This is a genomic window from Arthrobacter sp. NPDC056727, from assembly GCF_042790555.1.
GTDB lineage: Bacteria > Actinomycetota > Actinomycetes > Actinomycetales > Micrococcaceae > Arthrobacter.
The window spans coordinates 1-24,983 of the sequence record NZ_JBHTZA010000029.1 but is presented as its reverse complement, the minus strand read 5'-3'; the positions used below and the strand labels follow the sequence as shown (position 1 = coordinate 24,983).

At 60.8% G+C, this 24,983-nt stretch carries 21 protein-coding genes; 13 read left to right on the top strand and 8 right to left on the bottom strand.

The window, feature by feature from the left end; all coding sequences use genetic code 11:
* Positions 1-516 precede the first annotated feature (516 nt).
* The 5 genes from ACFRAH_RS21310 to ACFRAH_RS21290 form a co-directional block, all read right to left on the bottom strand.
* Complete coding sequence (locus tag ACFRAH_RS21310; protein WP_377992926.1) at positions 517-1,254, bottom strand: SDR family NAD(P)-dependent oxidoreductase; 738 nt, start codon at positions 1,252-1,254, stop codon at positions 517-519.
* Between the two features lie 1,048 nt (positions 1,255-2,302).
* Positions 2,303-3,805 carry an APC family permease gene (locus ACFRAH_RS21305; protein WP_377992901.1) on the bottom strand — a complete coding sequence of 501 codons (1,503 nt, stop codon included), beginning with the start codon at positions 3,803-3,805 and terminating at the stop codon, positions 2,303-2,305.
* A gap of 41 nt (positions 3,806-3,846) precedes the next feature.
* Positions 3,847-5,175 carry a flavin monoamine oxidase family protein gene (locus ACFRAH_RS21300; RefSeq protein ID WP_377992900.1) on the bottom strand — a complete coding sequence of 443 codons (1,329 nt, stop codon included), beginning with the start codon at positions 5,173-5,175 and terminating at the stop codon, positions 3,847-3,849.
* Between the two features lie 16 nt (positions 5,176-5,191).
* Positions 5,192-5,539 (bottom strand): cupin domain-containing protein, encoded by a 348-nt coding sequence (locus tag ACFRAH_RS21295; RefSeq protein ID WP_377992899.1) that lies wholly within the window; start codon positions 5,537-5,539, stop codon positions 5,192-5,194.
* Between the two features lie 88 nt (positions 5,540-5,627).
* A complete protein-coding gene (locus tag ACFRAH_RS21290; RefSeq protein WP_377992898.1) occupies positions 5,628-7,091 on the bottom strand; it encodes an aldehyde dehydrogenase family protein in 1,464 nt (487 codons plus the stop codon).
* A 361-nt stretch (positions 7,092-7,452) separates the two neighbouring features.
* On the opposite strand from ACFRAH_RS21290, the gene ACFRAH_RS21285 reads away from it, so the two are divergent.
* Positions 7,453-7,752 carry a YciI family protein gene (locus ACFRAH_RS21285; protein WP_377992897.1) on the top strand — a complete coding sequence of 100 codons (300 nt, stop codon included), beginning with the start codon at positions 7,453-7,455 and terminating at the stop codon, positions 7,750-7,752.
* A gap of 128 nt (positions 7,753-7,880) precedes the next feature.
* On the opposite strand, the gene ACFRAH_RS21280 is transcribed toward ACFRAH_RS21285, so the two are convergent.
* A complete protein-coding gene (locus tag ACFRAH_RS21280) occupies positions 7,881-8,750 on the bottom strand; it encodes a LysR family transcriptional regulator (RefSeq protein ID WP_377992896.1) in 870 nt (289 codons plus the stop codon).
* Positions 8,751-8,858: 108 nt separating this feature from the next.
* On the opposite strand from ACFRAH_RS21280, the gene ACFRAH_RS21275 reads away from it, so the two are divergent.
* From ACFRAH_RS21275 to ACFRAH_RS21250, 6 genes are all read left to right on the top strand, one after another.
* Positions 8,859-9,797 carry a dihydrodipicolinate synthase family protein gene (locus tag ACFRAH_RS21275; protein WP_377992895.1) on the top strand — a complete coding sequence of 313 codons (939 nt, stop codon included), beginning with the start codon at positions 8,859-8,861 and terminating at the stop codon, positions 9,795-9,797.
* Positions 9,790-11,577 (top strand): NAD(P)-binding protein, encoded by a 1,788-nt coding sequence (locus ACFRAH_RS21270; RefSeq protein ID WP_377992894.1) that lies wholly within the window; start codon positions 9,790-9,792, stop codon positions 11,575-11,577. Before ACFRAH_RS21275 ends, ACFRAH_RS21270 begins: the two co-directional genes overlap by 8 nt.
* Positions 11,574-12,341: an SDR family NAD(P)-dependent oxidoreductase gene (locus ACFRAH_RS21265; protein ID WP_377992893.1), complete on the top strand. Its 768-nt coding sequence runs from the start codon at positions 11,574-11,576 to the stop codon at positions 12,339-12,341. Before ACFRAH_RS21270 ends, ACFRAH_RS21265 begins: the two co-directional genes overlap by 4 nt.
* Positions 12,342-12,580: 239 nt before the next feature.
* On the top strand, positions 12,581-13,894 hold the full coding sequence (locus ACFRAH_RS21260) for an MFS transporter (RefSeq protein ID WP_377992892.1): 1,314 nt from the start codon (positions 12,581-12,583) through the stop codon (positions 13,892-13,894).
* Between the two features lie 195 nt (positions 13,895-14,089).
* The gene (locus ACFRAH_RS21255; protein WP_377992891.1) at positions 14,090-14,335 is read left to right on the top strand and encodes a hypothetical protein; all 246 of its coding nucleotides are present in this window, start codon (positions 14,090-14,092) and stop codon (positions 14,333-14,335) included.
* Positions 14,336-14,595: 260 nt separating this feature from the next.
* On the top strand, positions 14,596-16,236 hold the full coding sequence (locus tag ACFRAH_RS21250) for a sigma-54-dependent Fis family transcriptional regulator (RefSeq protein ID WP_377992890.1): 1,641 nt from the start codon (positions 14,596-14,598) through the stop codon (positions 16,234-16,236).
* Positions 16,237-17,125: 889 nt separating this feature from the next.
* Here ACFRAH_RS21250 and ACFRAH_RS21245 read toward each other — a convergent pair.
* Positions 17,126-17,821 (bottom strand): alpha/beta hydrolase, encoded by a 696-nt coding sequence (locus ACFRAH_RS21245; protein WP_377992889.1) that lies wholly within the window; start codon positions 17,819-17,821, stop codon positions 17,126-17,128.
* Between the two features lie 400 nt (positions 17,822-18,221).
* Positions 18,222-19,121 carry a helix-turn-helix transcriptional regulator gene (locus tag ACFRAH_RS21240; RefSeq protein ID WP_377992888.1) on the bottom strand — a complete coding sequence of 300 codons (900 nt, stop codon included), beginning with the start codon at positions 19,119-19,121 and terminating at the stop codon, positions 18,222-18,224.
* 242 nt (positions 19,122-19,363) lie between these two features.
* Here ACFRAH_RS21240 and ACFRAH_RS21235 point away from each other — a divergent pair, with 242 nt between their 5' ends.
* The 6 genes from ACFRAH_RS21235 to ACFRAH_RS21210 all read left to right on the top strand — a co-directional run bounded on the left by ACFRAH_RS21235 (position 19,364) and on the right by ACFRAH_RS21210 (position 24,883).
* On the top strand, positions 19,364-19,660 hold the full coding sequence (locus ACFRAH_RS21235; RefSeq protein WP_377992887.1) for a hypothetical protein: 297 nt from the start codon (positions 19,364-19,366) through the stop codon (positions 19,658-19,660).
* A gap of 164 nt (positions 19,661-19,824) precedes the next feature.
* Positions 19,825-20,004 (top strand): hypothetical protein, encoded by a 180-nt coding sequence (locus ACFRAH_RS21230; RefSeq protein ID WP_377992886.1) that lies wholly within the window; start codon positions 19,825-19,827, stop codon positions 20,002-20,004.
* Positions 20,005-20,009: 5 nt separating this feature from the next.
* Positions 20,010-21,056: an L-glyceraldehyde 3-phosphate reductase gene (mgrA, locus tag ACFRAH_RS21225; RefSeq protein ID WP_377992885.1), complete on the top strand. Its 1,047-nt coding sequence runs from the start codon at positions 20,010-20,012 to the stop codon at positions 21,054-21,056.
* Positions 21,057-21,202: 146 nt separating this feature from the next.
* Entirely contained in the window at positions 21,203-22,048 is an 846-nt protein-coding gene (locus ACFRAH_RS21220; protein WP_377992925.1) for an aldo/keto reductase, read from the top strand.
* A gap of 922 nt (positions 22,049-22,970) precedes the next feature.
* Positions 22,971-23,843, top strand: coding sequence for an NAD-dependent epimerase/dehydratase family protein (locus ACFRAH_RS21215; RefSeq protein WP_377992884.1), 873 nt, complete (start codon positions 22,971-22,973; stop codon positions 23,841-23,843).
* Between the two features lie 8 nt (positions 23,844-23,851).
* On the top strand, positions 23,852-24,883 hold the full coding sequence (locus ACFRAH_RS21210) for an aldo/keto reductase (RefSeq protein WP_377992883.1): 1,032 nt from the start codon (positions 23,852-23,854) through the stop codon (positions 24,881-24,883).
* Positions 24,884-24,983: the final 100 nt, after the last annotated feature.

The following is a 24,983-nucleotide window of genomic DNA, read 5'->3' as shown; positions in this document are numbered from 1 at the left end:
GGCCGGGGAATCTGGCGTGTACGGTTAGATTCCAGTTCTGCCCAGGCTGGGTCGGGTCACTCCTGAACTGCGTTCGCGCACGCTGGGCAAAGCGTTTCAGCCTCTGAAATGGCAAGATGGAAAAAAATGGGCCACGTTTGGGCGGGTGTTCCGCAGACCGTAAACGTGGAACCGACTCGGCGCATGTGGGCAACTCCGAAGGGGAGCTCCAGAGGTTCGTCATGTAATGAATGCGTTTTCGGCGCCGACTCCGGCCGTCGATTAATCTGACGGAATTTCGCAGTCAGATACAGCTGTTGCGCCGAAGCGGCGGTGCTGTGCTTGCGGTGCTGCGGCATTCGGGACTCCATGCTGGTCGTCTGGTCTTGGTGCTGCAATGGCAGGCCTGAGTCCTGGTGAAATATGGTCAGGGCTGGATGCGAAAACGCAGTATCCAGGCAACATCTTCCGAGCGCTGATCCGATTCGAGCCAACATTGCTGAGCCAACGGTCTCTGTTCGATGACATGGTGGCTGGCTACAGGACTGGCTGGCGTGCCAACGTGCCGCCATCTACCGTGAGGGTTTCACCGGTCATGTATGCCGAGGCGTCCGAGATCAGGAAGTCAACAACCGTAGCGATCTCTGTGGGTAGCCCGAACCGGCGCATCGGTGCCCAGCGTGCGACCACATCATCTGACAGGCCCGCGATCCACGGTTCTGCCATCGGTGTTCGGATCAGACCAGGAGCAATGCAGTTGACTCGGATGCCCGCATCTGCGAGCTCAATCGCAGTTGTCCTGGTCAGCGATATGAGACCTGCTTTAGAAGCGTTGTAGGCAGCGAAATTCGCCTCAGGTGCCAGTCCATTGATGGAGGCGATGTTGACGATACAGCCGCTGCCCGCATCCCTCATCACCCGGGCTGCCGCGGCGGAAGTTAGCGCTGGCCCCCGTAGGTTCGTATGCATCGTTGAGTCCCAGTCATCGGCTGTGACGTCGACAAGCGAAGTTGACTCGAAAATCCCGGCGTTGTTGACGAGGGCATCGACGCCACCAAATAGCTCCACGCACCGCCCGATCATTTTGAGGCCCACTTCCGGGTCAGCAAGATCGGCTGCCATCCCTTCGACGGATCCACCGTACTGATTGAGTTCTGAAGCTACAGCTTCCGCTTCGGAAGCGCTACGAGAACATACCAGGACCCGATCGCCGGCTCGGGCAAAGAGCTCTGCGCACGCTCGCCCAATTCCTCTGGTACCTCCCGTAACTATCACTCGCCGGCTTGCATGTTTCTCCGTATCGGCCACGCGTGCTTCCTTTCGGTTGAGTTGTTAATGTCTTGAAGATCGGTTTGGGCAGACCACATGCTGTGCGGGCCTGCCGATCGCAGTTCAGAGTTTGATCGATCCAATGTCAGCGCGGTAGGTGGCGCATGATGGATGCCAGACAACACCGGCATCAGGCTTGGCAGTGATTCCCGCGGGCCTCAAAGTCTGCTGGCCACGATTGACCACACAAAATGAGTCAGGGCATCGGGTAGAGGATAATGGGGTTGAAACTTCCGCGATTCCGCTGGTTGCATCGCTGAGCGTCGATCCGTGATTCATAGCCGTCGGTGGTTTCAATAATCGATGTGTCGTGTGTGGTGTCAGACGCGAGCAAAAGATCCGGAGAGTCTTGCAATACGGCATCTGACAACCCCGAGCTAATAGATCGGTCGTTTCTGTTATCTGTACGTATGCCCTGACAAGTCGGTGCCATGGCAGACGTTTTGCTAATGCCATGCGCGGCGTCCCTTTACGCTTGTTCTACTTCTGGAGACCAGCCAAGCCCATATCCCTGGCATTGCCTCATGGCGCCTATAACAACCGGCGTCCTTGGCAATACTTGTCGGTAAGTCCGTGAATGCTCACGGATAATTCGGGCGCGGAATTCAGGTGACCGTTCATTCCGGCTACAAGGACGGTCGAGACCTCTTCGTCCGGTACTCTAGGGCGAAAAATCGTCGCCACCTTGGGGTGCACTGGCCTTGGCGGGCTCGTCCCGATACCTTCGCAGATGCGCGGCGGATCGTCTCAGATCCCGGAATCGCTTTTGGGCATCTTGTTAAACCAGTCGCAGGCCAAGTCCATTAGATGAGGCGTATGGCTTCACCACGTCCTCTGTGGAGTATTAAGGTGAAGCCGAAGAGCGGCCTGACGGTGGCAAAAAGTTGAATAGCGTGCACGCAGATGCGGTGCTTCATACAATGCCGGCCAGGCCGCCTTTCACATGACTACGGCTTAGCTCAGGTGGCGGCCAAGCCCTCCGGCCTCAAAGTCGCTAGCGTCGCCTTGCACGCTCTGCCTTCACTTGTCGCATTTCTTCCTCGAGCGCGATCGCATCTTCGCCTTCTGGCACGGCAGGGGATGGAAGACGCCAGACTATCGGCTTCTTATCCTGGACCACGCGCCGATAGATGTAGAGCACGACCGACAGCAACAAGATCGCGACGGCTACCAGCGTGTCCCGGATATCGCCATAGCCGAGGAGCTCGGGGTTGAGGACACCAACAACGGTGATGAACGTATTGAATGCCACCAGCACCACGACTACTGGGATCCAGCCACGTCCGCGGCGGATCGGACGCGGCCACTGCGGTCTGTCCTTTCGCAGCAGAAGAAAAGCTGACAGGCCGAGGATGATTGAAAGGAGGTAGCCGAGGTTGCTGGCCAACAGGATGCTCACGGGTTCTCCAACAAGCACCATGACAGTCGCGTTGAGGACCACATCCAAGGTGAGGGACCGTCCTGGTACGCCCCAACGGTTTACCCAATGGAGCTGTTTGATTGTCATACCTTCCTCGGCCAGGCCGAAGAGCGCTCTACCCCCGTCAGCCGTCGTGGAAATGATAGCGATAAGCAGAGCGGAACCGATCACGATGGTTCCAATCCAGCTGGCCCCGCCGAAGGCCTGACCGAACGCTACAGAGACATATGTAACCGGGTTGTCGCGCACTGCATCCTCGCCGAGCGTGCCAGCTAGGACGGTCGGAACCACACAGAACAGGACGATCATGAACAACGAGATGCGAGTCATGGCCTTGGAGGTGTCGCTTGACGTGTTTTTGTATTCCGGGGCGAAGGACGCGACGATCTCGCTGGCGTAAACCGCCCATGCTGTCACGTACAAGACGACGACAACTGTGCGCCAGTCACCGTTCACGTACCAGGTCATGTTGCTGGCTGACCACTTCATTGATGGGCTAACGAGGCACCCAACTGTCACAGCCGCCAGGCCTACTATGACGAACATGCCCAGCAACTTGTTCACAGCGGAGCCGAACTTGAGGCCGTAGTAGTTGAATGCCCACGCGAACGCCATGGCCCCCAGAGCGATAAGGTGCTTAAGGCCGAGGGGGTTTCCGAGGACGCTGAAGCTAATCCCGTTGTTGGCGAACCATGTGTCCTCTACCAATTCACCGAGGACGACAGAGGCCATCGAGATCGACAGCGACCAGCCAATCCAGTAACCGAACGCAGCTATTGCACCAAGCGGTGCGAAGTACCTTTTCCAGCCCTCGATCGCGTAGCGGGCTACTCCGCCCGAATCCCGAGGGAACATGGCCGCCATTTCAGCGAAAACAAAGCACTGGAGCAGGCTGATGACAGCTCCTACGCACCACACGGTGATGGCAGTCCAAGCACCAACGACACCCATGAGGTATCCGAAGGTTACGAACAGACCAGTGGGCAAGGTCATTGCAAGCGCCATCCCGTCTCGCCAAGTAAGAGTCTTGGCGAGACGTCGACGCTCGGTACCGACGACGGTGTCGATCTCGATCATTTTTATAGTCTTTCTATGGGCTGTTTCTAAGGCGGAACGCCCTAGATTTGTTGTCCGAGCAGCTGTGCGCGGATCTCACGGCCGGCGCGGATGCCGGACTCGATGGCACCGTCGATGAAGCCGTTCCAGCCGTTCGCGATATCCGACCCTGCGAAGAACACGCGGCCTTCGGCCTGTTGGAGTTCTGACAGGTGCTCAACCGTCTGACCGGGTCGGAACATTGACCAGGTGCCTTGGGAGAACTCGTCGTTGGCCCAGTTGTGCCCGACGGTTTCTACGATTTCGAGGTCGCCAAAGATCTTGCCGAGTTCCTCACGTACCATTTCCGCGTTGTCGGCGTCTGTGTTGGCCCCGTCGGGACCGAACGCGATCAGGATTTGGCCATCGTCGAAGATCTTGTCAGTGACGACATAGTTGATCAGGTGGTTGTCGGGGGCCACTGCAAAGAATGGCTTGGGCAGGTCCCCGCGGACGCGCACCCATACCTTCGACCCACGGCCGGCCTGCCGTTCGGTACTGACTGCCTGCTTGCCCTCAGAGAGTTCGGGCGTGAATTTGATGGAACCCAGGGTGTTGATCGGAACAGCCACGACGACGCCTGAAGCAGTCAGAACTTCGCCGTCGCGGGTCACGACGCGGACGCCGTCCTCGTTCTGTTCGACTGAAGCAACGGGTGTGCTGAGCCGGATATCTGCCAGCGAATCGTTGGCGATCGCCTCAATCAGGGATCGGGTGCCGTCTTTGAACTTGTACCGTCCCACTGCGTCAAACATGGTTTCGATGTTGAAATCACTCAGGGCGTACCAGCGCATCGCGGCAACGATGCCGACCTCACTGCATGGCGCTGAACCCATGGCACCCCAGAGACCGTTGGCAAGGTCCTTGTCCTCCTGGGAGATGTCCAGCGAGTCGATGCGGTCCTGGATGGACAGCTTGTCCACCTCTGCCAGGGCTTCCGGGTGCAGGAACGGCTGGAATGGCCGGTCGAACACCTCGCGGGCGCCTTCGACCACTTTCTCCATAACCGAGTTGATGGTGTCGCCCACCTCGTCAAACTTCCGGATGCTCTGCTTACCGCCAGATACGGTAGCTGCCAGTTCCGGGGCCGACACGCCAACGGTTTCGACCAGCTCGAGACCGTAGCGGGTGATTTCGGAGTACACATGTGGTTGGAACCAGTGCACCCACGTGCCGCCCAGCTCCAGGGAGTAACCCGGAAGGGCCTCATCCTTGTACCAAGTTCGTCCACCCAGACGGTCGCGACCCTCAAGCAGGGCGACCTTGTAGCCTTGCCGCCCGAGTTCGCGTGAAGCGGTGACGCCGGCAAATCCGCCGCCAATGACAATAACGTCGTAAGACTTGTTGCTCATTTTCTTTCTTCTACCTTTATCCGCTGATTACAAAGAACTTCTTGATCGGCTCGTGAACGTGAACAACGGTCTTTGTTCCCTTTGGGAAGGATGCAACGTCGCCGGCGCTCAGGGAGACCGATTCGCCACCTATGACTTCAACGGTCATGCGGCCTTCCAACATGTAGACAGATTCGTCACCGAGGAGTTCGTCTTCGACCCCGCACGGATCGCATGTGAAAATGCCGACGTAGAGCTGGCCTTCACCCTGTGTGGACTGTCGGAGCCACTGAACTTTGGCGGCGGGTGTTCCGTAGAGAACGTTTTCCAGAGGGTAGTCCTCGGCAAGAGTGAGGTCTTCTGTTGCGACCGATAGCTCAATCATCTGTGTTTCTTACCTTCCTTATCATTCTGGTTCGCTGTGCTTTGTGTTACCAGACCGTCAGGCGAAAGACGGGGTTCTCCTGGTTGGGTCAGGTGACCGAGTTCGTTCCTTTGGCGATGTGGATGACGGAGCTGTCCGTGTACTCCAGAAGTCCGTCGATCCCGAATTCAACGCCCAGGCCCGACTGTTTGCGGCCGCCGAACGGTACATCGGGCGCGACTGCGGAGTGCGTGTTCACCCACACCGTTCCACTTTCAAGTTGCCGTGCGATGGTCGTTGCGCGCGCCACGTCGCTGCCCCACACGGAGTTGCCCAAGCCGTAGTCGGTTCGATTGGCCCGTTCAATGACCTCATCAATGTTGTCGTACTTCAGGACGCTGCGTATGGGGGCAAAGGTCTCCTCGGAGACCAGCGGGCTGGTCTCGTCGATATCGCGTACTACGGTCAGTTCGACGAAGTACCCCGGCTGATCGATTACGTTCCCGCCAGCGATGATTTTTCCGTCGCGGGCAGCAATGGCCAGGGCGGCCTTGGCTGCTTGGAGTTGGCGCACGTTCTGTAGGGGCCCGAATTCATTGTCCCGGTTCATTCCCGGACCGATCTTGGCTTTCTCAGCATGCCGGGCAAGTTCGGTGCAGAACTCGTCATACTGCGAAGCATGGACATAAATCCGTTTGATGTTGATGCACACCTGGCCTGTGTTCCAGAACGCCTTCTCGAAGATGTCCTTGGCGACTGCCGGAATGTCAGCATCGTCGAGCACGACGGCAGCGTCGTTGCCGCCAAGTTCCAGGACTACTCGCTTGACGGTGTCGCCGGTGGCCATGACTTTTCGGCCTGCAGCAGTTGAGCCGGTGAACGAAACCTTTGCAATGGTGGGGTGTGCGCTTAGGAACGGCCCAATGTCTCCGCCGTCGCCCACGACGTTGACGACGCCCGCCGGGACCAGATCATGGACAATTTCAGCAACAATCATCGCGTTAAGCGGGGTGGTTGGGGCGGGTTTAAGGACGATCGTGTTGCCGGCAAGCAGTGCTGGGGCCAGCTTGTAGATGGTCTGGAAGAAGGGGAAGTTCCATGGAATGATCCCCAGTACCACACCCAACGGCTTGCGGTGTATCTCAACGCGCGATTGCTGATCTTCGCGCAGAACCTGGGGGTCCAGTCGGAGGCTGTTGAAGTGCCGTAGCCACGTTACTGCAGCGTCGACATCACCTTCAGCCTCAGCAATCGGCTTGCCGTTCTCCAGGGTGATGATCTGGGCGATCTCCTGGCGGCGTTCTTCGATCCGCACCGCGATCTGCTCCAGGATGTGGGTGCGGTCACCGTGAGTGGTTTTTTGCCACCCTACGTATGCTCGCTCGGCCGCGAGGCAGGCTTCGTTGGCCTGGGTCTCGTTTGCGACCGGCGCGACGGCGAACGCCTCACCAGTCGCCGGATCGATGACAGGCTGGCTGGAAGCGCCCTCGAGCAGCCGCCCGTCAATGAGTTGCTTGAACGTCCTGGCGGACAGATCGATCGTGGTCAGTGCGGGATCCGTCTGGAGCGTCATCTGGGCTCCCTCTCCATTGAGTGCTGATTTGTTTGGTAGCCGATCCCCGGATCGGCGATAGCGATATCGTCCAACGATTCCGGGGTGTGTAACTGTTCAGGAACCGGACATCTTGGTATCGGTCCCTGGAAACCTAGAGAAGGGTTGAGGCCCTCACGTGGGGCATAGACCGGACTTGGAAGATGCTGCCCGTGTGAATTCGGGATCTCTCGGGACTTCTGTGCCAGGATCTGCCTCCCGCCAAAACCGAATATCTTCGGTCGCATCGGGTGGTTGCAGCTGGCACCTGCCGGGCAAGTCGACAGCTTGGTCGCCGCCTGTCCCGGGGGAGTGATTGAACGGCTCTGGTACGGTCTAGCGGATGAGCAGCCTATTTGTCATTGACCTGATTTACCTCGCGGATCTCGTAGAGGTCGAGCGGCACCTGAACGAACACCGAAATTTCCTCGAGCGACAGTACGAGGCGGGAATCTTCTTGGCATCTGGCCGTAAAGAGCCTCGGACTGGCGGTGTCATTCTGGCCGCAGGGAACCTCTCTGACGTCTTGGCTGTCCTGGAAAATGACCCCTTCAGGACGCATGGCGTGGCCGAGTACTCGATCACCGAGTTTGTGCCGACGAAGACTTCGTCTGAACTTGCGCGATACCGGAATCCAGCGTGACTGGCCTGAGCACCCGAGGACTTAAAGACTTGGTCACACCCTGAACCCGGCATCAAACATCTGGCTTGTGCTGCCGGTGCCAGGTGGCGAGCCACCCAGCTCGGCAATGCTGATCGATGCTGCGCAAATCACGTCAACGATAACCTGACGGCTTCAGCGAAATCGGGGATGTTTGGATGTGGGTCACCTTTCCGCCACGCGAGGACAACAGGTACTCGTGGCGCATCCGATAGTGTGCGGAATGCGATCTGAGGATGACTGTAAAACCGTGCAGTCGACGCCGGAGTAACACCAATCCCCCGGCCAAGGGCAATTGCTTCCATCCATTCGTCGATGTTTCTTACGCGCACGATCTTCGTAGGCATGTCGGACTCATCCCACAAGTTGACGCTGGTGGTGCCCGCGAGGACATTGATCACCAGCGTCTCGCGCGAGAGCTCCTTCAAGGCGATGGTGTCTTGTCCAGCGAGTCGATGACTGGCAGGAAGCGCCGCCATCCTGACTTCCTCAGTCAGTGCAAGAGTTTCAAGCGCGGGGTTTTTCGGAGATCCGAGAAGAATAGCCAGATGGCAGCGTCCCTCTAAGAGCCTTGCCATTGGGTCGTCATAGCGGCGAATGTCCACTTCGATGCCCGGATGCATACCTTCAAACGCCTTGACGGCCGGCCCTGTAATCTCAGCGACAACTCCCGCGAAACAGATGCGCAGAACCAGGGGCGGCCCCGTGACCGCGTCCGCGCCTTCCTGAAGCGCCGAGAGCGCGAGTTGAGCGTAAGCGAGGAGGCGTGTCCCATCCGCAGTCAGGTTCACGGACTGACGGTCACGTCGCACAAGAACCGTTCCCAGAATTTGCTCAAGGCTGGCGATGGTCCGGCTCAGGGACGGCTGAGTGGTTCGCAGACGCTCCGCCGCCCGGGTGAAGTTCAAATCTTCGGCGACCGCAACCAGAGCGCGGAGGTGGCGGAACTCAATGTTGAGCACCCGATTTTCACGATTCATCCCTTATGCGTACCACGCATAAGGGATGTAAAAGCGGCATTTCACAGCAATTTGATGCAACCGTAACGTGAGTCACCTCAGAATCCATTCGATACAGAGGACACACCAATGACACGTTCATCCCTTTCGATTTCAGGCGTCATTCCGGCGCATCTGCAGCCGTTCGCCTCCGATGGCCGCCTGGACGAGGCAAACCTCAGGAAGCATCTCCGTTCACTCCTGGATGTTCCCGGGATCTCCGGCATAACAACCAACGCTCATGCGTCGGAGACGGCAACCCTCACAGATGATGAACGTGCCCGTCAGCTGGACATTGTGCTCGAAGAAACCAACGGGCGTGTGCCGGTTATCGCCGGAATCTATGAAGACGGTTCAAAGAAAGCCGCCGCCGCCGCGGTTCGGGCACATCGGGCGGGCGCTGACGGACTGTTGATCTTCCCGTCAGCTGTGTTGGACGGCGGCGGATACCAGAGGCCAGAAATGGCCCGGGGTCACTTCGCCGAAATCGCTTCGGTTACTGATCTGCCCCTGATTGCTTTCATCTACCCCCATTTCTCGGCTCTGCGCTTCACCGTCGACGGCATCACTCAGCTTTGTTCAGAAATCGACACCATAGCTGCGGTCAAGGAGTGGTCCAACGACATCGTCATTTACGAACGCACGTGGAGGGCTCTCAAATCCCTCGACAGGGAAGTGGCCGTCCTATCCAGTTTCAGCCGATCGCTGTTCAGTTCCCTGTGCGTGGGGGCTGATGGGATCCTTTCCGGCCACGGCAGCATCGTGGCCAGTCTTCACGTCCGGCTTTGGGAAGCTGTCAACAAGCTGGACCTTGCCGAAGCCCGGCAGGTATGGGACCAAATCTGGCCGCTGGCCGAGGAATGCTACAAGGAACCTCTTCTGGACGGACACAACCGGATGAAGAACATCCTGGCACTGACCGGCAGCATCGATGAAGCCCACGTACGCTCTCCGCTCCAGCCGCTTGGCGACGCTGAAAGGGAAGCCTTGCGTGTGGCGATCGCCGAGTCTGGGCTCGTCCATGCCTGACACGCAGAACGCGGCATTGTTTGCACCGATCTCCATCGGCGGCGTCGAGATCAGGAACAGGGTGGTCATGCCGCCCATGACGACTCGATACTCCACGAATGCGGGCTTTGCTACCTCTGCCACAGTCGCCTATTACCAAGCGCGCGCCCGCGGAGGCGTAGGGCTGATTACCGTCGAAATGGCAGCCCCCGAAGTTGCCGGCCGTCACCGGTTCCACGAGCTGGGCATCTACCACGACAAGTTTCTGCCGGGACTGGAAACGATCGTAAAGGCAATCCACGAAGAAGGTGCCCGCGCGTCTATCCAGTTGGGGCACGGCGGCAGCAGGGCTCGCCGCGCGGTTTCGGGTGTGCAGCCCGTCGCCCCCTCGGCCATACCAACTCCTGTCTTCGAAATCGAAAAGGAGATAGCCCACCCGGAGGCGATGACCCAGGAGCGAATCGAGGAAACAATCGAGGCGTTCGTTTCCGCCGCCGGCCGGGCCAAAAAGGCCGGTTTCGATATGGTGGAGCTTCACGGCGCGCACGGTTACCTAATCTCTCAGTTCCTCTCCCCATCGGAGAATACTCGGACGGACGAGTTCGGCGGATCGCTACGAAACCGCGCCCGGTTTGGTCTTCGAATCATCGAAGGCATTAAAGCAGCGGTTCCAGAGCTGCCCGTAATCTACAGGCTTGGCGCAGAAGACTTCTACGCTGACGGCATACACACTGAGGACGCCTACGTCGTAGCGGAGTGGGCCGTCGAATCAGGAGCCGACGCCATCAGCGTCACGGCGGGACACTACCGGTCCCAGCCCGGTGCCGAAATCATGATTCCACCCATGAAGTGGAAGGAAGGGATATTTCTGGACATGGCCGCCGCGGTCAAGTCCCGTGTCAACGTCCCCGTCATCGGCGTCGGGAGACTGGGCGACCCCGAACTGGCCAGTAGGGCAATACGTGAGGGAAAGCTGGATATGACAGCCATCGGCCGTCCCCTCCTAGCAGACGCGGAATGGGTGAACAAAGCCCAGTCCGGGAACCCTGTGCGGAGCTGCCTGTCGTGCAATCACTGTGTGAACAACATGCGAGGCGGCGATAACCTTTCCTGCGTTGTGAACCCAACTACTGGCCGGGAACTGGAGTTCGCCGCCGGCGGCCTGGCGACCGGACGGAAAATCGTCGTCATTGGGGCCGGCCCCGCTGGTCTGTCATACGCGGCATTGACTGCAGCTGGCAATACGGTCTGCGTTCTCGACAAAAGAGACCACGCGGGAGGGAATTTTCTCCTGACCGGGAAAGCGCCGATCTTCAATGACGTTGAGGCCGCCGAACCGAGTTTTGTCGCTTACATCGCCAACCTGGAAAAAGAATGCAGACGGGCCGGCGTCAGGTTTCATCTTGGTAAGCCTGCCCACGCCAGAACCGAACTTCTGCAGGAAGCAGATCTCATCGTCATCGCCGCCGGAGCCCGATACCGCGGAGGAGTTGGACCTCTGGTGGAGAAAATCCTGAACACGCGCTTCATGAAGTCAGGAGCCGTGAAGAAGGTATTCAGCAATCATAAGGTTCGCGACTTCTTTTACTACAGGTTCCGCATCGGAAGAGGCAGTTCCCTCGTCCGTTCGCTGGGCCTGACACACCTTCCGAGCGACAGACTCATGATCATCGGGGACGCCGCCCAAGCCGGCAAGGCACGCGAAGCGATCACCAGCGCCTTCGAAGCAGCACTGAACCCGGTCGCGGCCGCAAATATTGATTCTTTTCAATTCGAACGAAACATCGGAGTACAAAAATGAGTACGTCCCTTAGCGGAAAAAGTGCCATCGTCACGGGTGCCGGTCGCGGCATCGGCAAAGCAATCGCAGCCCATCTCGTCGCCCAGGGCGCAAAAATCGCCATCATTGACATCGACGCTGCGACCGCAGCCGAAACGGCCGCCGAACTTGGAGGTTTCAGCGTCGCCGCAGACCTCACGGACCCTGTATCGGTGGAAAAAGCAGTCGACGCCGCTTCGCGCCACCTGGGTGGCCTTGATGTCTTCGTGAACAACGCGGGAGTCTGCAACCCTGGAGAATTGCTCTCGGGCGACATCGGCCTCTGGGACAAACAGTTTGCCGTGAACACACGAGCGGCCTACCTATGTAGCGCCGCTGCCGCCCGAAAAATGATCGCCCAGGAAACCCGGGGATCGATCGTGGTCATCACGTCCAACTGCGCAACCAAGCCTCGCCTCGACCTCGCCGCCTACTGCGCATCCAAAGCTGCCACCCAGATGATGGCACAGTGCCTCGCCTTGGAAGTAGCAGGCCAGGGTGTCAGAGTGAACACCGTCAATCCCGGATCCACCGAAACCGACATGCAGCGCGAACAATGGGCACGGCTGGGAGTAGGACCCGAACGCCAAATCGAGGGCGACCTCAGCGTATTCCGGACAGGAATTCCGATGGGCAGACTCGCCCAGCCCCAAGATATCGCCAACGCCGTCGGTTTCCTGGCATCCGACGCGTCCAGCTTCGTAACCGGCCAGTCCTGGTACATCGACGGTGGACAAACGATCTAGTGATCGCCACGTAAGCAGGGCACAGCTAAACGGGCCGGCGGTCACGTTGGCCGCCGGCCCGCTCGGTTCAGAGTTCTCCACAGGAGCACTTGCCGCGCCAACAGGCCACCTTGGAGTACTCACTCGCTGCTCCCAGAGCGCCGTCTTGGCTTATGGCAACCCACTTGAAGCGCGACGCAGAACAGCCTTCCCGGTTCCGTGTCCACATGCATCCAAAAATCACCTAACGAAGAGGCGCAATGACGAGCCAAAAAATAACCAGGGCAACCGGCATCGAGACGGGTGCCACCGCCCGAAGAATCAACAAACGAAACGCCATGGCCCTCGGCGGCGGCATGGCCCTGGAATGGTTTGATTTCACCGTTTACGGGCTCATGGCAGCCCTCCTCGCTCCACACTTCTTTCCAGGCAGCGACCCTGTCGCCTCAACTCTGTCCGCACTGATGGTCTTCGCTGTAGGATTCGTTGCCCGGCCGTTGGCAGGGGTCTTCATCGGTCCCATCGCGGATCGGATTGGGCATAAGAAGATCCTGGTTATTTCCATCGCTGCCATTTCTGGCAGCAGTTTGCTCATGGGAGTGCTGCCCACCTATGACCAGATCGGAGTATGGGCCGCGGCCGTGCTGGTCTGCGCACGCCTCATTCAAGGCCTCTCCACCGGCATCGAACAGGCTGTGGGGAACGCGGCGGCGGTAGAGATGGCAACGCCCGGCCAGGAAGGTCGCTTTACAACCATCGTCTCGGGTTCAATCCTTCAAGCCGGAATCATGCTCGCCTCGCTTGTGTCCTTCATCGTCAGCGCCTGCGTGGGCGGCGATGCCATGGCGGAATGGGGTTGGCGGATACCCTTCCTCTTCGGTGGGCTCGCTGGTGTCTTCGTAATCTACCTCCGTCGTTCGTTGCCCGAAACCGGAGCAGGTGTCCGATCCGGGGATGCACCGCCCACCACGGCAGAAGTATGGCGCCAGGTCTGGAAGAGTCGGCTGGGATTCCTCGCTATTCTCTTCGTGGTGGCGGGGACACAGGCCGCTAACTATGCGTGGACAGTTGGCCTTCCCGGCCTTGCACGTGCCGCCTACAACGAAGACCCGACGCATATCTTCGCCGTCACAACAATGCTGGGCATCCTGATGGTTGTCGCTGGAACATACGTGGGGGCCTTGTGCGACAAGTACGGGAATCTGAAAGTGTTCACGATCGTCCGCTTCACTCTGGTTCCTGCTGTGTTCCTGATCGTCTTGTACAACCAGCGTGGCATCTTGACGTTCGCAGCTGTGATGCTCATCGGCGGAATCGCCATAGCCCTCAACCAGACGCTGTTCAACTTCATCATCTCCACTCTCATGCCGCCCGAGTGCAGAACCACAGGCATGGCCGTCGCCTACGGCTTGGGAGTTGCTGTCTTTGGCGGAACCTCCTCGTACATTCTGGTGTGGGCCCAACAACAGGACATGGTTTGGGCCTTCTCAATCTATGCGGCAGTTCTTTCCCTCATCAGCCTCTGGCTCTACAGCCTTGCCGTCAGAAAAGGGCAAGTGCACTTTGGAAGGTAACCACAAAGAACTCCTAGGTGTGAGCTCTTTTATCAAGGAGCCAGGCCTGGCCCACGGTGACCGTCTTCGGCTTCCTGGGCTCAGAAAACGCGCGCCGAGGTGTCCGGCCGCTCATTTATCAGAAACCAGGGACCGGCGAGGCTGCCAGACGGTTGCCACGCTGGACCACCCGGCAATAGACCCGAACGGAGACCGATGAGTCTTCATATTCAGCCTGACTGGCTGCCCTTAGTGGGTGAAGTCGTCGAGCTGCGCCTCCACAACGAGTTCGTTCGACAGGGAATTGTCGATGCCGTCACCGACGACAACTCGATTCTGTGGCTTGCCGTCGACGGCGTAAATACACGCACGATGGTGCAAAGGTGGGACGGCTATGAGATCTGGATCGACTACAAATGGGAAAAGACCGCAAAGTCCCCAGTAAGTCTTCCGTCACCGTAACGGACCCGCTGCGGCTCCTTGAGGCCAACCCGATGTCAGGGAGGTCGGCACTTTTGGGCAGATGGGTCGCGAAAGCGCGACTAGTAATGCGGCATGCACAGTCGTGATCACTCAAACGGTGCGCGTGCATATGTTGCTATGCCAGACGCTTGACTAGCGTTGATCTCACCATCAGTTCGCACTCAGCGGTGGCGCTCCGTGCGGAATCGTCGCCTGGAAGTTGAGCCCTAATGTTCATCCGTGACCTCGCCGGAAGTCGCATGACTGAAAAGGATACGCCCTTAGACCCGGATATCCGACAGTCGTGGCATCGATCGACGCTAGCTGGGCTAAACCCCGGCAGCGGGATCGTCATTGATCAGCTCGCTGAAATGAATCTCCAGTCGCGGCTCATGCGGGCAGCCACACCGATTCTCGAAGGTCTTGAGAATCAACTGCACGACTCGAATTTTGGGCTCTTGCTTGCCGACAACGAGGGCTACATCCTGCACCGTACATTTGGCACTACGCGTCTGGCTGCCGCGTCGGATCGCCTTGGCGTCGTGATCGGCGCCCAATTCACAGAACAAACAAGCGGCACCAATGCGATCTCAACGCCAATCGAGACCAGACGCGGTGTTTTTGTGCTCGGCGAAGAGCATTTTCTAGAATGCCTGCGCGACCAGATTTGTTTCGGCCTCCCGATTTTCCAGCTTGGCACACGGCGACTGGAAGGCGTGATCAACATAATGGGCCCGGGACGGGAAAGCCCGGCCCTCATGAAGCCCGTGCTGACCTCAGCTGTCCGGGAAATCCAGCAGAGGCTCCTAAACACCTATTCGGACGCGCAAGTTGCGCTCCTGCTCGCATTTCGCGCCGCATGTGAAGGGCACCGCCGAATGCCCGTGGTGGCGGTCGAGCCAAGCGAGACCTTCACGAACGGAGCGGCGGCCACGGAGCTAGGGAACAATGACCTCGCTTTGCTCAAGGAGTTTGCCGCGCAGCGTACTACAGTCTTCGGGGACCGAGTGCAAATGGACCTGAGCATGGGACAGCGAACGGTCCTTATAGAGCGGGTTTCGGATCAGGGCGCGGTGTTCCGCGTTCTGCGAGACGAAGAAGGTACGCCAGCCGTGCCGCGCGCTACGGTCCGCTACCGAACCGTAGGCGACGATCTTGCCGAGAAGCTCCTGCGGGCACGCAATGCCTCTGGACATGTCCTCATCTCCGGCGAACCGGGATCGGGCCGTACTGCGGCAGCTTTCAGCGTAACGGCTGACGATTCCGTCCAGGTGATTGACGCCAGCGACGCTGTAGTCGACGGCTCAAAGAAATGGGCAGCAAGTCTTCAGAGCCTGGCAGAGCAGTCTCTGACCAGCTTCGTTGTAGAGTCAGTCCACCTTCTTGATGCGCGGCTCCTCCGGGTGCTGTTAGATGCAATGGAGCAAACGAGCGCACGCGTCGTGCTGACGACTGATACCGGCATGGACTCAATCGCCCCGATCGCGACGCATTGTCGGTCAATTATCGAGCTACCAGCATTGCGGCAACGGCGACCCGAACTGGCTTCGATAGTAGCGTCACTACTGGCGGACCGTGGCGTCAAGAACGTTAGATTCACGTCCCCGGCTCTGGCCGCCTTGTTAGCTCACGACTGGCCACGTAACTACAAGGAGTTACAGAGTGTGCTGGACGAGGTACTTGCTGCCAGGTCCGTCGGCGATGTGACTCTCAGCGACATTCCGGAGCGTTACCGCACCCGTGGCCGCCGCCGGAACCTAGGACTCCTGGAGCAAGCTGAGTTCGACACAATCCGCAAGGTATTGGCGCAGGTGAGGGGCAATAAGGTTCAGGCTGCTGAACTGCTCGGGATCAGCCGCTCCACCCTGTATTCGCGGATGAAAGCACTCGGGCTCCCCTAGCTAAAAGGGGTGGAGAGGCCCCCGAGACAGGAAACTCCGCCAGATCTGTGAGCGATGTTACACAAGAACTAAGGATGGGACCGGTTCCACGTGCCGGTGAGGATCAATGTCGATTGGAGAACTGAGTTGACACGCGAAGAAGCATTTTCCCGTTGCCCGTCAGACTCCTATGTGGAGTACTACGGAAACCGGTGGGTCATAGTTCCTCTCGCCCCGGTCGAACAACCGCATTTCTTCACATGCCTGCCGGCGGCCGAAATCACAGTCGCATAGCCCTCGCAGCCTTCTGCGCGAAGGAGGCCTTCCCGCAATCTATGCCGCATCCAGACGTACGGTCATGCGTGGACTCTGGATTGGTCCACAAGGGGCAAACCATCGACCAAACGACAAAAATTGAGGAAAACCCAGAGCTCAGGATGACTGCCCCGTCGGGCAAGCATGGAGTGCTGCGACGTCGTTGATCGTGCTTGTCCCGCCGTCGCCGGCCATGATGTGATCGGCTGTCCCCGCCGACGCGACACGCCAACACATGCTGAACGCCGGTCACTCTGGCGCCCATCAACCTGTCAGATTGTTTTCTAGGGACTTCCCAGAAAAACGTCAGGACACCAGGCCGGAGAGATCGGGTTGGGGTGTACTCCAACCTGACGAACGTCCAGACTGGTGCTACGACTATCCGACCTCCAGGTTTTTCGACGGATTGGACTTGGCGCCGCCCGCCCATCACCCGCCCGATCAAGCGTCCCAGGCTCGCCTTCAGGGTCTCGCAGGCCTGGAGCCACCACCCGCTCTGAAGAACGGCCGAGCGGAGGCGAGATCGGGCTTTGCGTGGCAGCGGAAACAGACCCAAGAGCGTCAGCTGGATGAGGAAAGCGCGGCCCGGGAGGTGCTAGCCGCGGCCCGCGGCCGCCTCCTTGATCAGTGAAGTCACGGCCTGCGGCTGTGAGACGTACACGGAGTGACTGGCTGGGACCTCGGTGACGGAGGAACCGGCGCGTTCGGACATCGCGTGTTGCGCGGGCGGGGGGATCATCCGGTCATCGGTGGCGATCAGGTACCAGCTGGGCTTCTCCCGCCAGGCGGGCTTGGTGACCGCGCCCTGGAGGGCTTCGACGCCCCAGGGGACCTGTGAATCGGCCATGAATGCCGCCTGCCCGGGCGGCACGTCGGCGGCGAAGGAATCGGCGAACTTTTCACGGTCCAGGAAGAGGAACCCGTCCCGGGGCGGAAGGATCGGGGGGACCGGGGCGCCTGGCGGCGGGTCGGCGATGAGCGTGTTCACGGATTCGCCCGCGTCGGGTGCGAACGCGGCGATATAGACGAGGGAAGCGATTTTTTGGTCGGTGCCTGCTTCGGTAACGACCACGCCTCCATAGGAGTGGCCAACGAGCACGACGGGACCATCGCAGTCGGCGATCGCCCGCTTGGTCACCGCGACATCGTCGTCGAGGGACACTGTGGGGTTCTGCACGATCCGGACGTTGTAGCCGTCTGCGGTCAGCAGGTCGTACACACCCTGCCAGCCGGATCCGTCGACGAATCCGCCATGCACCAGCACGACATTCTTCACTGAGTCTTCTGGCATCGGGATTCCTCCTGGTCTCGAGATGGGATTACAACCGGATGCTAGACCCGGGGACCGCTGCGCGGCCAGAGCCAAATGCTTACGACCTGCCTGAAGGCGTGGGAAACAACCGGTTCAGCCGTTACCCACGTGTCAAATGCCGTTCCTCACGTCATTAAGGGGTTTCCTAGTAATCGCCCTTTTCCAGATCAGGGCTGATTGTCGCACTGACCAACGCCGTTGCTTGGCCGTCTGGCGGAAACGGTCCCCGTTCATGCTCGGGGCGTGTCAAAGGAGTTCGTGGAGCGTCTCGACGATCGACGCTCCTGACCGGCGGGAACACCGACCAGTGCGGATTCCACCTCGACTACTGGCACCGAAGCGGCCTGACAGAGGATGACGGGCTGGCTTGCCGCTATTTTCAGGGGGTCTGGGTGTCGGATGCTTTGTTTTGGAGCGTGCGTGCCGGTTCCCGCGTGGGGGCCTGTTCTGCGCCGTAGCTGCCCAGCAGTGTGAGGGAATCCGCCGAGGGGGAGCCCGGTTTGGCTGTGTACATCCGCAGCACCTGGTCGGGGTCATCGGGCAGGGACAGGTTTTCGACGTTCAGTTCCAGGTCTCCGACAACGGGGTGATGGAATCGCACGCTGCCTGCGGATGCGGCAGCTACTCGGTGTCCGGCCCACCAGTGGCGGAAGTGTTCGCTGTTTACTGCGAGTTCGCCGACGAGCTGGTTGGCCTGGACGTCGTTGGGGTGCCGTCCGATATCGGCGCGCAGGGTTCCGACAGCTTCGGAGGCGACCGTTTTCCAATCGCGGAAGAGTTCGCGTGCCTGCGAGTCGAGGTAGATCCAGCGGGTGAGGTTGCGTTCGGCCGCGGGCATGGCGGGGAAGTCGGCGAGCAGGAGGAAGGCCAGACGGTTTCCGGCCAGGACGTCGGTGCGGCGGCCCAGGATCAGGGCAGGCACGTTCCCGACGGCGCCCAGGAGTTGGTGGAGCGCGGGGCGCACGGTCTGGGACAGATCGGGGGAGCGCCGGGTGCTGGCGCAGTTTTCCAGGAGGGCGAGCATGTGCGCATGTTCTCCGGGGTCCAGGTTCAGTGCACTGCCCACTGAATCGAGCACGGCACGGGAGGGGTGGATGTTGCGGCCCTGTTCCAGCCGGGTGTAGTAGTCGGTGCTGACATCGGCCAGCCGGGCGATCTCTTCACGCCGCAGCCCGGGGACCCGCCGCGTTGTGGGGCTGGGCGGCAGCCCCGCCATCTCCGGCGTCATGCGTGACCGCATGGCCTTCAAAAACTTACCGAACTCTGCACTTTGACCCATGTCTACCATTCTCCATGCCCGCGCTTCCTCGTTCCATGGCCGAGGGTAGGACTGGAAGTCCTAGGAAAAGCAGGCCGTGGCGTAGCTGCTGACAGGGCGCATGGAGGCGAATAGCGTTTAGTGCGTGGCCGGCCATGTAACCCGGCGCCCCGCCGGGCCTATCGGCCGTGCGGGTTTCCCACGAGAACAGTCACGCCCCTGTAGCTGACAGACCCATGCATGTGAGATGACAAGAAGACACCATGGACTTTTCCCTTGCGATGGCGGCCTTCGCCGTCAACGCCATAAACTACGAGGCCCTCAGCGCCCTCCCGGACGCGCCTGTTGTGGCGCCGCCACCATCACGGCGGCCGCGCCGGAGCGCCGAGTCCGCACGCCGGCGGCTCGCTACGCTGCGGGGCTGGCTTGCAAGTTCTCTGCACCGGGCCGCCTGGGCACTTGAGCCTGACGCGCACGCTGTAACAAGTCGGGAATATTCGGGCGTGTCCGCCATCTGCCCGGATGACCGGCAATGTGACACCACGGCCGGCACCCGGTGACGGAGGAGGCCCCAACCACCGCGAACGCCGTTCAGGGGCAGGCTCAAAGGCCGCCGGTCGGGCGGACCGAAATCCTCAGCTCCTCGCTGTTGGTCCAGCTCCTAGTGGGCAGTTACGTAGGCCTCGTCAGCCGGGGTCAGGTTATTGCCAGGGGCTGGGCGGACATGATGGCAGCAGACGGGAATACCGCCTGGGTCCGGCTCGACGGCGGACGTGGGCGCCGGAACGTGCAGGGCGGGGAAGGGATCGGCCTCACCGTCATGGACGAAGAACTCCGGGCCGACCACATCCACACCGCGGGTACCCAAAGCCCCGGAACCGGGACAACAACCGAAGGACACTGAAATACATGAGCTATACCCCAGCGCAGGACCGCTACGATTCCCTGCCGTACCGCAGGGTCGGCCGCAGCGGACTGAAGCTTCCGGCCGTTTCGCTCGGCCTCTGGCACAACTTTGGCGATGACAAGGCCTTCGAAACGCAACGGACCATCCTCCGGCGGGCGTTCGACCTGGGCGTCACGCACTTTGACCTCGCCAACAACTACGGTCCGCCGGACGGGTCCGCGGAAACGAATTTCGGCCTGCACCTGGCGGATGACTTCAAACCGCACCGGGACGAACTCGTCATCTCCACGAAAGCGGGATACCGCATGTGGCCGGGGCTCTACGGTGAGTGGGGATCTCGGAAGTACCTGCTGGCCAGCCTGGACCAGTCACTGGAGCGCATGGGCCTGGACTACGTGGACATCTTTTACAGCCACCGCCCGGACCCGGACACACCCCTGGAGGAGACCATGGGCGCGCTGGAGACGGCGGTCCGCTCCGGCAGGGCACTGTACGCCGGGATCTCCTCCTACTCGCCCGAAAAAACCCTCGAGGCCGCGGTCATCCTCGCCGATCTGGGCACGCCCCTGCTGATCCACCAGCCGTCGTACTCCATGCTGAACCGGTGGACCGAGCACGGGGACCCCAACCTGTTCCAGGTCCTCGAACAGGTCGGGGCAGGGGCGATCGCCTTCTCACCCCTGGCCCAGGGACTGCTGACCGCCCGCTACCTGAACGGTGTCCCGGGTGACTCCCGGGCAGCGGCGGGCAAGTCCCTGGCGAACACCCACCTCTCGCCCGAGAACCTGAGCCGGATCCGCGGCCTGAACGAGATCGCCGCCGGGCGCGGGCAGACCCTGGCCCAGATGGCCGTCGCCTGGACACTGCGCCCGCAGAAGAAGGGGATACCCGTAACGTCAGCACTGATCGGCGCCAGCAGCGTGCAGCAACTCGAAGACAACCTCAGGGCAGTCTCCGGCCCGGAGTTCACCACCGATGAGCTCGACAAAATCGATGAATTCGCGGTCGAATCCGACATCAACCTCTGGGCCAGAGCGCTCCAAGCCTAGGCCCACGCACGCGCCCAGAGCATGAAGCCACCACAACCGCGCGTCAACAACCCGACGCATCAACGGGGGACGCCGTGCCGTCCCGGGCGCCCTGAATCCCCTCGCGCCCGGTTACCTCCGACACCTCACCGAAGAAAGTACAGATGATGTCCCAGACACAGGCAACAATGATCCCCACGGTCACCCTGAACAACGGCGTGAAGATCCCGCAGCTCGGCTTCGGCGTCTTCCAGGTCCCTGAAGAGGACACCCAGCGCATTGTTGAAGACGCCCTGGAAACCGGCTACCGCCACATCGACACAGCGGCCGCCTATCGGAACGAAACCGGCGTGGGCGCCGCGATCGCTGCATCAGGGATCGCTCGAGAGGAAATCTTCATCACGACCAAGCTCCGCAACGGCGAGCAGGGGCTGGTCTACGAAGCCTTCCAAAACAGCCGTAATGCATTGGGCCTGGACTACGTCGACTTGTACCTGATCCACTGGCCGGTACCGTCCCAAGGGCTCTTCACCAAGGCCTGGAACGCCATGGAAAACCTGTACGCCGACGGACTGGCACATGCCATCGGAGTGTCCAACTTCCTCGAACCGCACCTGGGCGCCCTCCGCGCGGCGTCAGGCATCACCCCGGCCGTCAACCAGATCGAAATCCACCCCACCTTCCAACAGCGCGATCTCGTCGACACGAGCCGCTCCCGGGGCATCGCCGTGGAGGCATACAGCCCCCTGGGCCAAGGCGCGGACCTGGACGCCGGCCCCGTGAAGTACCTTGCCGCCAAGCACGGAGTCACGCCCGCCCAGGTTGTCCTCGCCTGGCACCTTCACACCGGAAACATCGCCATCCCCAAAACCTCATCGCCCAAGCGCATGCGGGAAAACTTCGACGCCGCAGCGATCACCCTGACCGCGGCCGAACTGATCTCCATCAACGCACTTGAACAGGGCAACCGGATCGGCGCGGACCCCGCCACAGCAGCGTTCACCCAGTTCTAACCCACCTGGGTGGGGTGCAGGAGAAGAGGACCCCGCGACGCGGCCTGCCGCAGCACCGCGGGTCCTCGCGGCCTGACCGGCCTCGGCGGGGGCGATCAGCGTCCGGCCATACGTTTGCTGCTCTGCTTCTCACCCTCAGCAGGGCCCTCTCACTCAACATTTGGGCAGCATGTTGCCCAAATGGGTAGGCTGCCGCTGAGCTATCCGCGGTCATGGCCCACTCGGCTGGACTTGAAGATGGCGGGTTGCTTCGGGAGCGCGTGACGGCTGTACCAGGAACACCCAAGGCGGCCGGGGGAGTCCTGGTCTGTCGATCGGAGCAGGTGCCGCTTGTCCGCTCACTCCGCCGGCGGCTTCTTGCCCGCAATGAGTTGCTTGCCACCGTCCGGCCGCCGGTGGTGGCCTTCCATGGAGCACTGTCCCCAGGTCGTAGCGCTGGACAGTGCTCGTCGGGCACATGGCACGCTACAGCACGGGTGCCTGGTGACCACCCCCCACGGACCTTGCGATGCCTTGTGCCCGGCCCTAAAGGTAGGACTCAGCGTCCTAGGAAAAGCAGGGATAGGAAAACCTGCTGACAATGCCGCACGTGGTACGTAGCGTCAATGGAGTAATGAAAGACGCCTGGTGCAACGTATGCAGCTGCCGCGAGGAACAGCCGTCCGTGTGGAAAGTGCGGCTTACCGGTTCATTGGAGTTCCAGAACATGATGAGGACCCTGGATTGGCTGCTGATGGCATGCGGCCCATCAAACAACCAATCACTTGCTCCGTAGCGCTGCCGCGCCGGCTGACGAGCGTTTGGCACCGCGTCGCGTGAACAATTCCGTCCGCCGTGCCGCTGTGCCGAGACCCGATGAGAGAAAGCCGCCGAGGCCCTGGCCGCGGCACGTCGAATTAATGGATATAGCAAAGGAGTACCCATGAGAATTGCAGTGACAGGTGGCAGCGGAAAGCTGGGGCAGAATGTGGTCCGCAGGCTGGTGGCTGACGGGCATTCTGTCCTGAACCTGGACCGGACAGGCAACCGCAGTCCCGGCTTTGCCACCGTGGACCTGCGCAATTACGGGCAGGTTGTGGACGTCATCCTGGGCCTGGATGACCGGCACCAGGGGTTCGACGCGGTGGTGCATCTGGGCGCCATCCCGGCGCCGGGCCTCGTGCCGGACGCCGCCACCTTCGAAAACAACATGCTGTCCACCTACAACGTGTTCCAGGCGGCCCGCAGGGCCGGCATCAAGAAAATCGTGTACGCCTCCAGTGAGACGGTGCTGGGACTGCCGTTCGACGTCGACCCTCCCTACATCCCGGTAGACGAGGAGTATCCGGCCCGCCCGGAGAGCACCTACTCGCTGGTCAAGCATCTGGAGGAGCAGATGGCCATCCAGATGACGCGCTGGGATCCGGAGCTGAGCATCGTTGGCCTCCGGTTCTCCAACGTCATGGACCCGGAGGACTACGAGGAGTTCCCGTCCTTCGACTCGGACGCCGCCCTGCGCAAATGGAACCTCTGGGGCTACATCGACGCGCGCGACGGCGCCCAAGCGGTGGCCCGCGCTCTGGACTACCGCACGCCGGGGTTCGAGGCCTTCATCGTCGCCAACGAGGACACCGTCATGAGCCGCTCCAGTGCCAGCCTGGCCGCCGAAGTGTTTCCCGACGTCAAGATGCTCAAGGAGCTGAGCGAGCACGAGACCCTGCTGTCCATCGAGAAGGCCAGGCGGCTGCTGGGTTTCGAACCCGCACACAGCTGGCGCGACTACCACTCCAACAAGACGACACCCACCGAGAACTGAGGAGCATCATGCAGTACCGCACACTGGGCAACAGCGGCGCCGTGGTATCGAACTACGCGCTGGGAACCATGACGTTCGGGGCCGAGGCCACCGAGGAAACGTCCCACGCCATCCTGGATAACTATGTTGCCGCCGGCGGCAACTTCATCGACACCGCCGATGTTTACAGCGCCGGCCTATCGGAAGAGATCATCGGACGCTGGCTGGCGCGGCGGCCCGAAGTCAAGGACCGCGTGGTACTGGCCACGAAGGGACGCTTCCCCATGGGTGAGGCCCCGAACAGCGTAGGCACGTCCCGCCGCCACCTGACCCGGGCCTTGGATGATTCCCTCCGCCGCCTCGGGGTGGAACAGATTGACCTCTACCAAATGCACGCGTGGGACCCCATCACACCCCTTGAGGAGACCCTGCGCTTCCTGCACGACTCGGTCAGCAATGGCAAGATCGCCTATTACGGTTTCTCGAACTTCCTGGGGTGGCAGCTGACCAAGGCTGTCCACCTGGCTAAGGCCCACGGCTGGAGCGCCCCCGTAACCCTGCAGCCGCAGTACAGCCTGCTGGTCCGCGAGATCGAGTCGGAGATCGTCCCGGCCTCCCTTGATGCGAACATCGGCCTGCTTCCGTGGTCGCCCCTGGGCGGCGGCTGGCTATCCGGCAAGTACAAGCGCGACGAGCCGCCCGCCGGTGCTACCCGGCTCGGCGATAATCCGAACCGAGGCATGGAAGCGTGGCGGGCCCGCAACGACGACCCACGCACCTGGGACATCATCGGAACAGTGGAAAAAACAGCCGCCGACCATGGCGTGAGCGCCTCGCAAGTAGCCCTGGCCTGGCTGGCGGACCGGCCCGCGGTGACGTCAGTGATCCTCGGCGCCAGGAACATCGAGCAACTGGCAGACAACCTAGCCGCCGCGGACCTCGAACTGACCCCCGAGGAATCAGAGCGGCTGACCCAGGCCAGCCAACCGCGCGTCGGCGTATATCCCTACGGCCCCATGGCACAGGAACAACGCAGCCGGAAGATCGAAGGCGGCAGGTAACCCAAACCCCCAGGAGAGGCGGGGGCGGGCCGGCCGGGCGGGCCCCCGCCCCCCGACCCCCCCCACCAACCAGAAGTATACCAGCACCCCCCCGCCTGGG

Excerpts from the sequence above, each read along its gene's own strand:
- ACFRAH_RS21305 (WP_377992901.1), bottom strand. The coding sequence starts at position 3,805 with ATGATCGAGATCGACACCGTCGTCGGTACCGAGCGTCGACGTCTCGCC.
- ACFRAH_RS21300 (WP_377992900.1), bottom strand. The coding sequence starts at position 5,175 with ATGAGCAACAAGTCTTACGACGTTATTGTCATTGGCGGCGGATTTGCC.
- ACFRAH_RS21295 (WP_377992899.1), bottom strand. The coding sequence starts at position 5,539 with ATGATTGAGCTATCGGTCGCAACAGAAGACCTCACTCTTGCCGAGGAC.
- ACFRAH_RS21290 (WP_377992898.1), bottom strand. The coding sequence starts at position 7,091 with ATGACGCTCCAGACGGATCCCGCACTGACCACGATCGATCTGTCCGCC.
- ACFRAH_RS21285 (WP_377992897.1), top strand. The coding sequence starts at position 7,453 with ATGAGCAGCCTATTTGTCATTGACCTGATTTACCTCGCGGATCTCGTA.
- ACFRAH_RS21280 (WP_377992896.1), bottom strand. The coding sequence starts at position 8,750 with ATGAATCGTGAAAATCGGGTGCTCAACATTGAGTTCCGCCACCTCCGC.
- ACFRAH_RS21275 (WP_377992895.1), top strand. The coding sequence starts at position 8,859 with ATGACACGTTCATCCCTTTCGATTTCAGGCGTCATTCCGGCGCATCTG.
- ACFRAH_RS21270 (WP_377992894.1), top strand. The coding sequence starts at position 9,790 with ATGCCTGACACGCAGAACGCGGCATTGTTTGCACCGATCTCCATCGGC.
- ACFRAH_RS21265 (WP_377992893.1), top strand. The coding sequence starts at position 11,574 with ATGAGTACGTCCCTTAGCGGAAAAAGTGCCATCGTCACGGGTGCCGGT.
- ACFRAH_RS21260 (WP_377992892.1), top strand. The coding sequence starts at position 12,581 with ATGACGAGCCAAAAAATAACCAGGGCAACCGGCATCGAGACGGGTGCC.
- ACFRAH_RS21255 (WP_377992891.1), top strand. The coding sequence starts at position 14,090 with ATGAGTCTTCATATTCAGCCTGACTGGCTGCCCTTAGTGGGTGAAGTC.
- ACFRAH_RS21250 (WP_377992890.1), top strand. The coding sequence starts at position 14,596 with ATGACTGAAAAGGATACGCCCTTAGACCCGGATATCCGACAGTCGTGG.
- ACFRAH_RS21245 (WP_377992889.1), bottom strand. The coding sequence starts at position 17,821 with ATGCCAGAAGACTCAGTGAAGAATGTCGTGCTGGTGCATGGCGGATTC.
- ACFRAH_RS21240 (WP_377992888.1), bottom strand. The coding sequence starts at position 19,121 with ATGGGTCAAAGTGCAGAGTTCGGTAAGTTTTTGAAGGCCATGCGGTCA.
- ACFRAH_RS21235 (WP_377992887.1), top strand. The coding sequence starts at position 19,364 with ATGGACTTTTCCCTTGCGATGGCGGCCTTCGCCGTCAACGCCATAAAC.
- ACFRAH_RS21230 (WP_377992886.1), top strand. The coding sequence starts at position 19,825 with ATGATGGCAGCAGACGGGAATACCGCCTGGGTCCGGCTCGACGGCGGA.
- mgrA (WP_377992885.1), top strand. The coding sequence starts at position 20,010 with ATGAGCTATACCCCAGCGCAGGACCGCTACGATTCCCTGCCGTACCGC.
- ACFRAH_RS21220 (WP_377992925.1), top strand. The coding sequence starts at position 21,203 with ATGTCCCAGACACAGGCAACAATGATCCCCACGGTCACCCTGAACAAC.
- ACFRAH_RS21215 (WP_377992884.1), top strand. The coding sequence starts at position 22,971 with ATGAGAATTGCAGTGACAGGTGGCAGCGGAAAGCTGGGGCAGAATGTG.
- ACFRAH_RS21210 (WP_377992883.1), top strand. The coding sequence starts at position 23,852 with ATGCAGTACCGCACACTGGGCAACAGCGGCGCCGTGGTATCGAACTAC.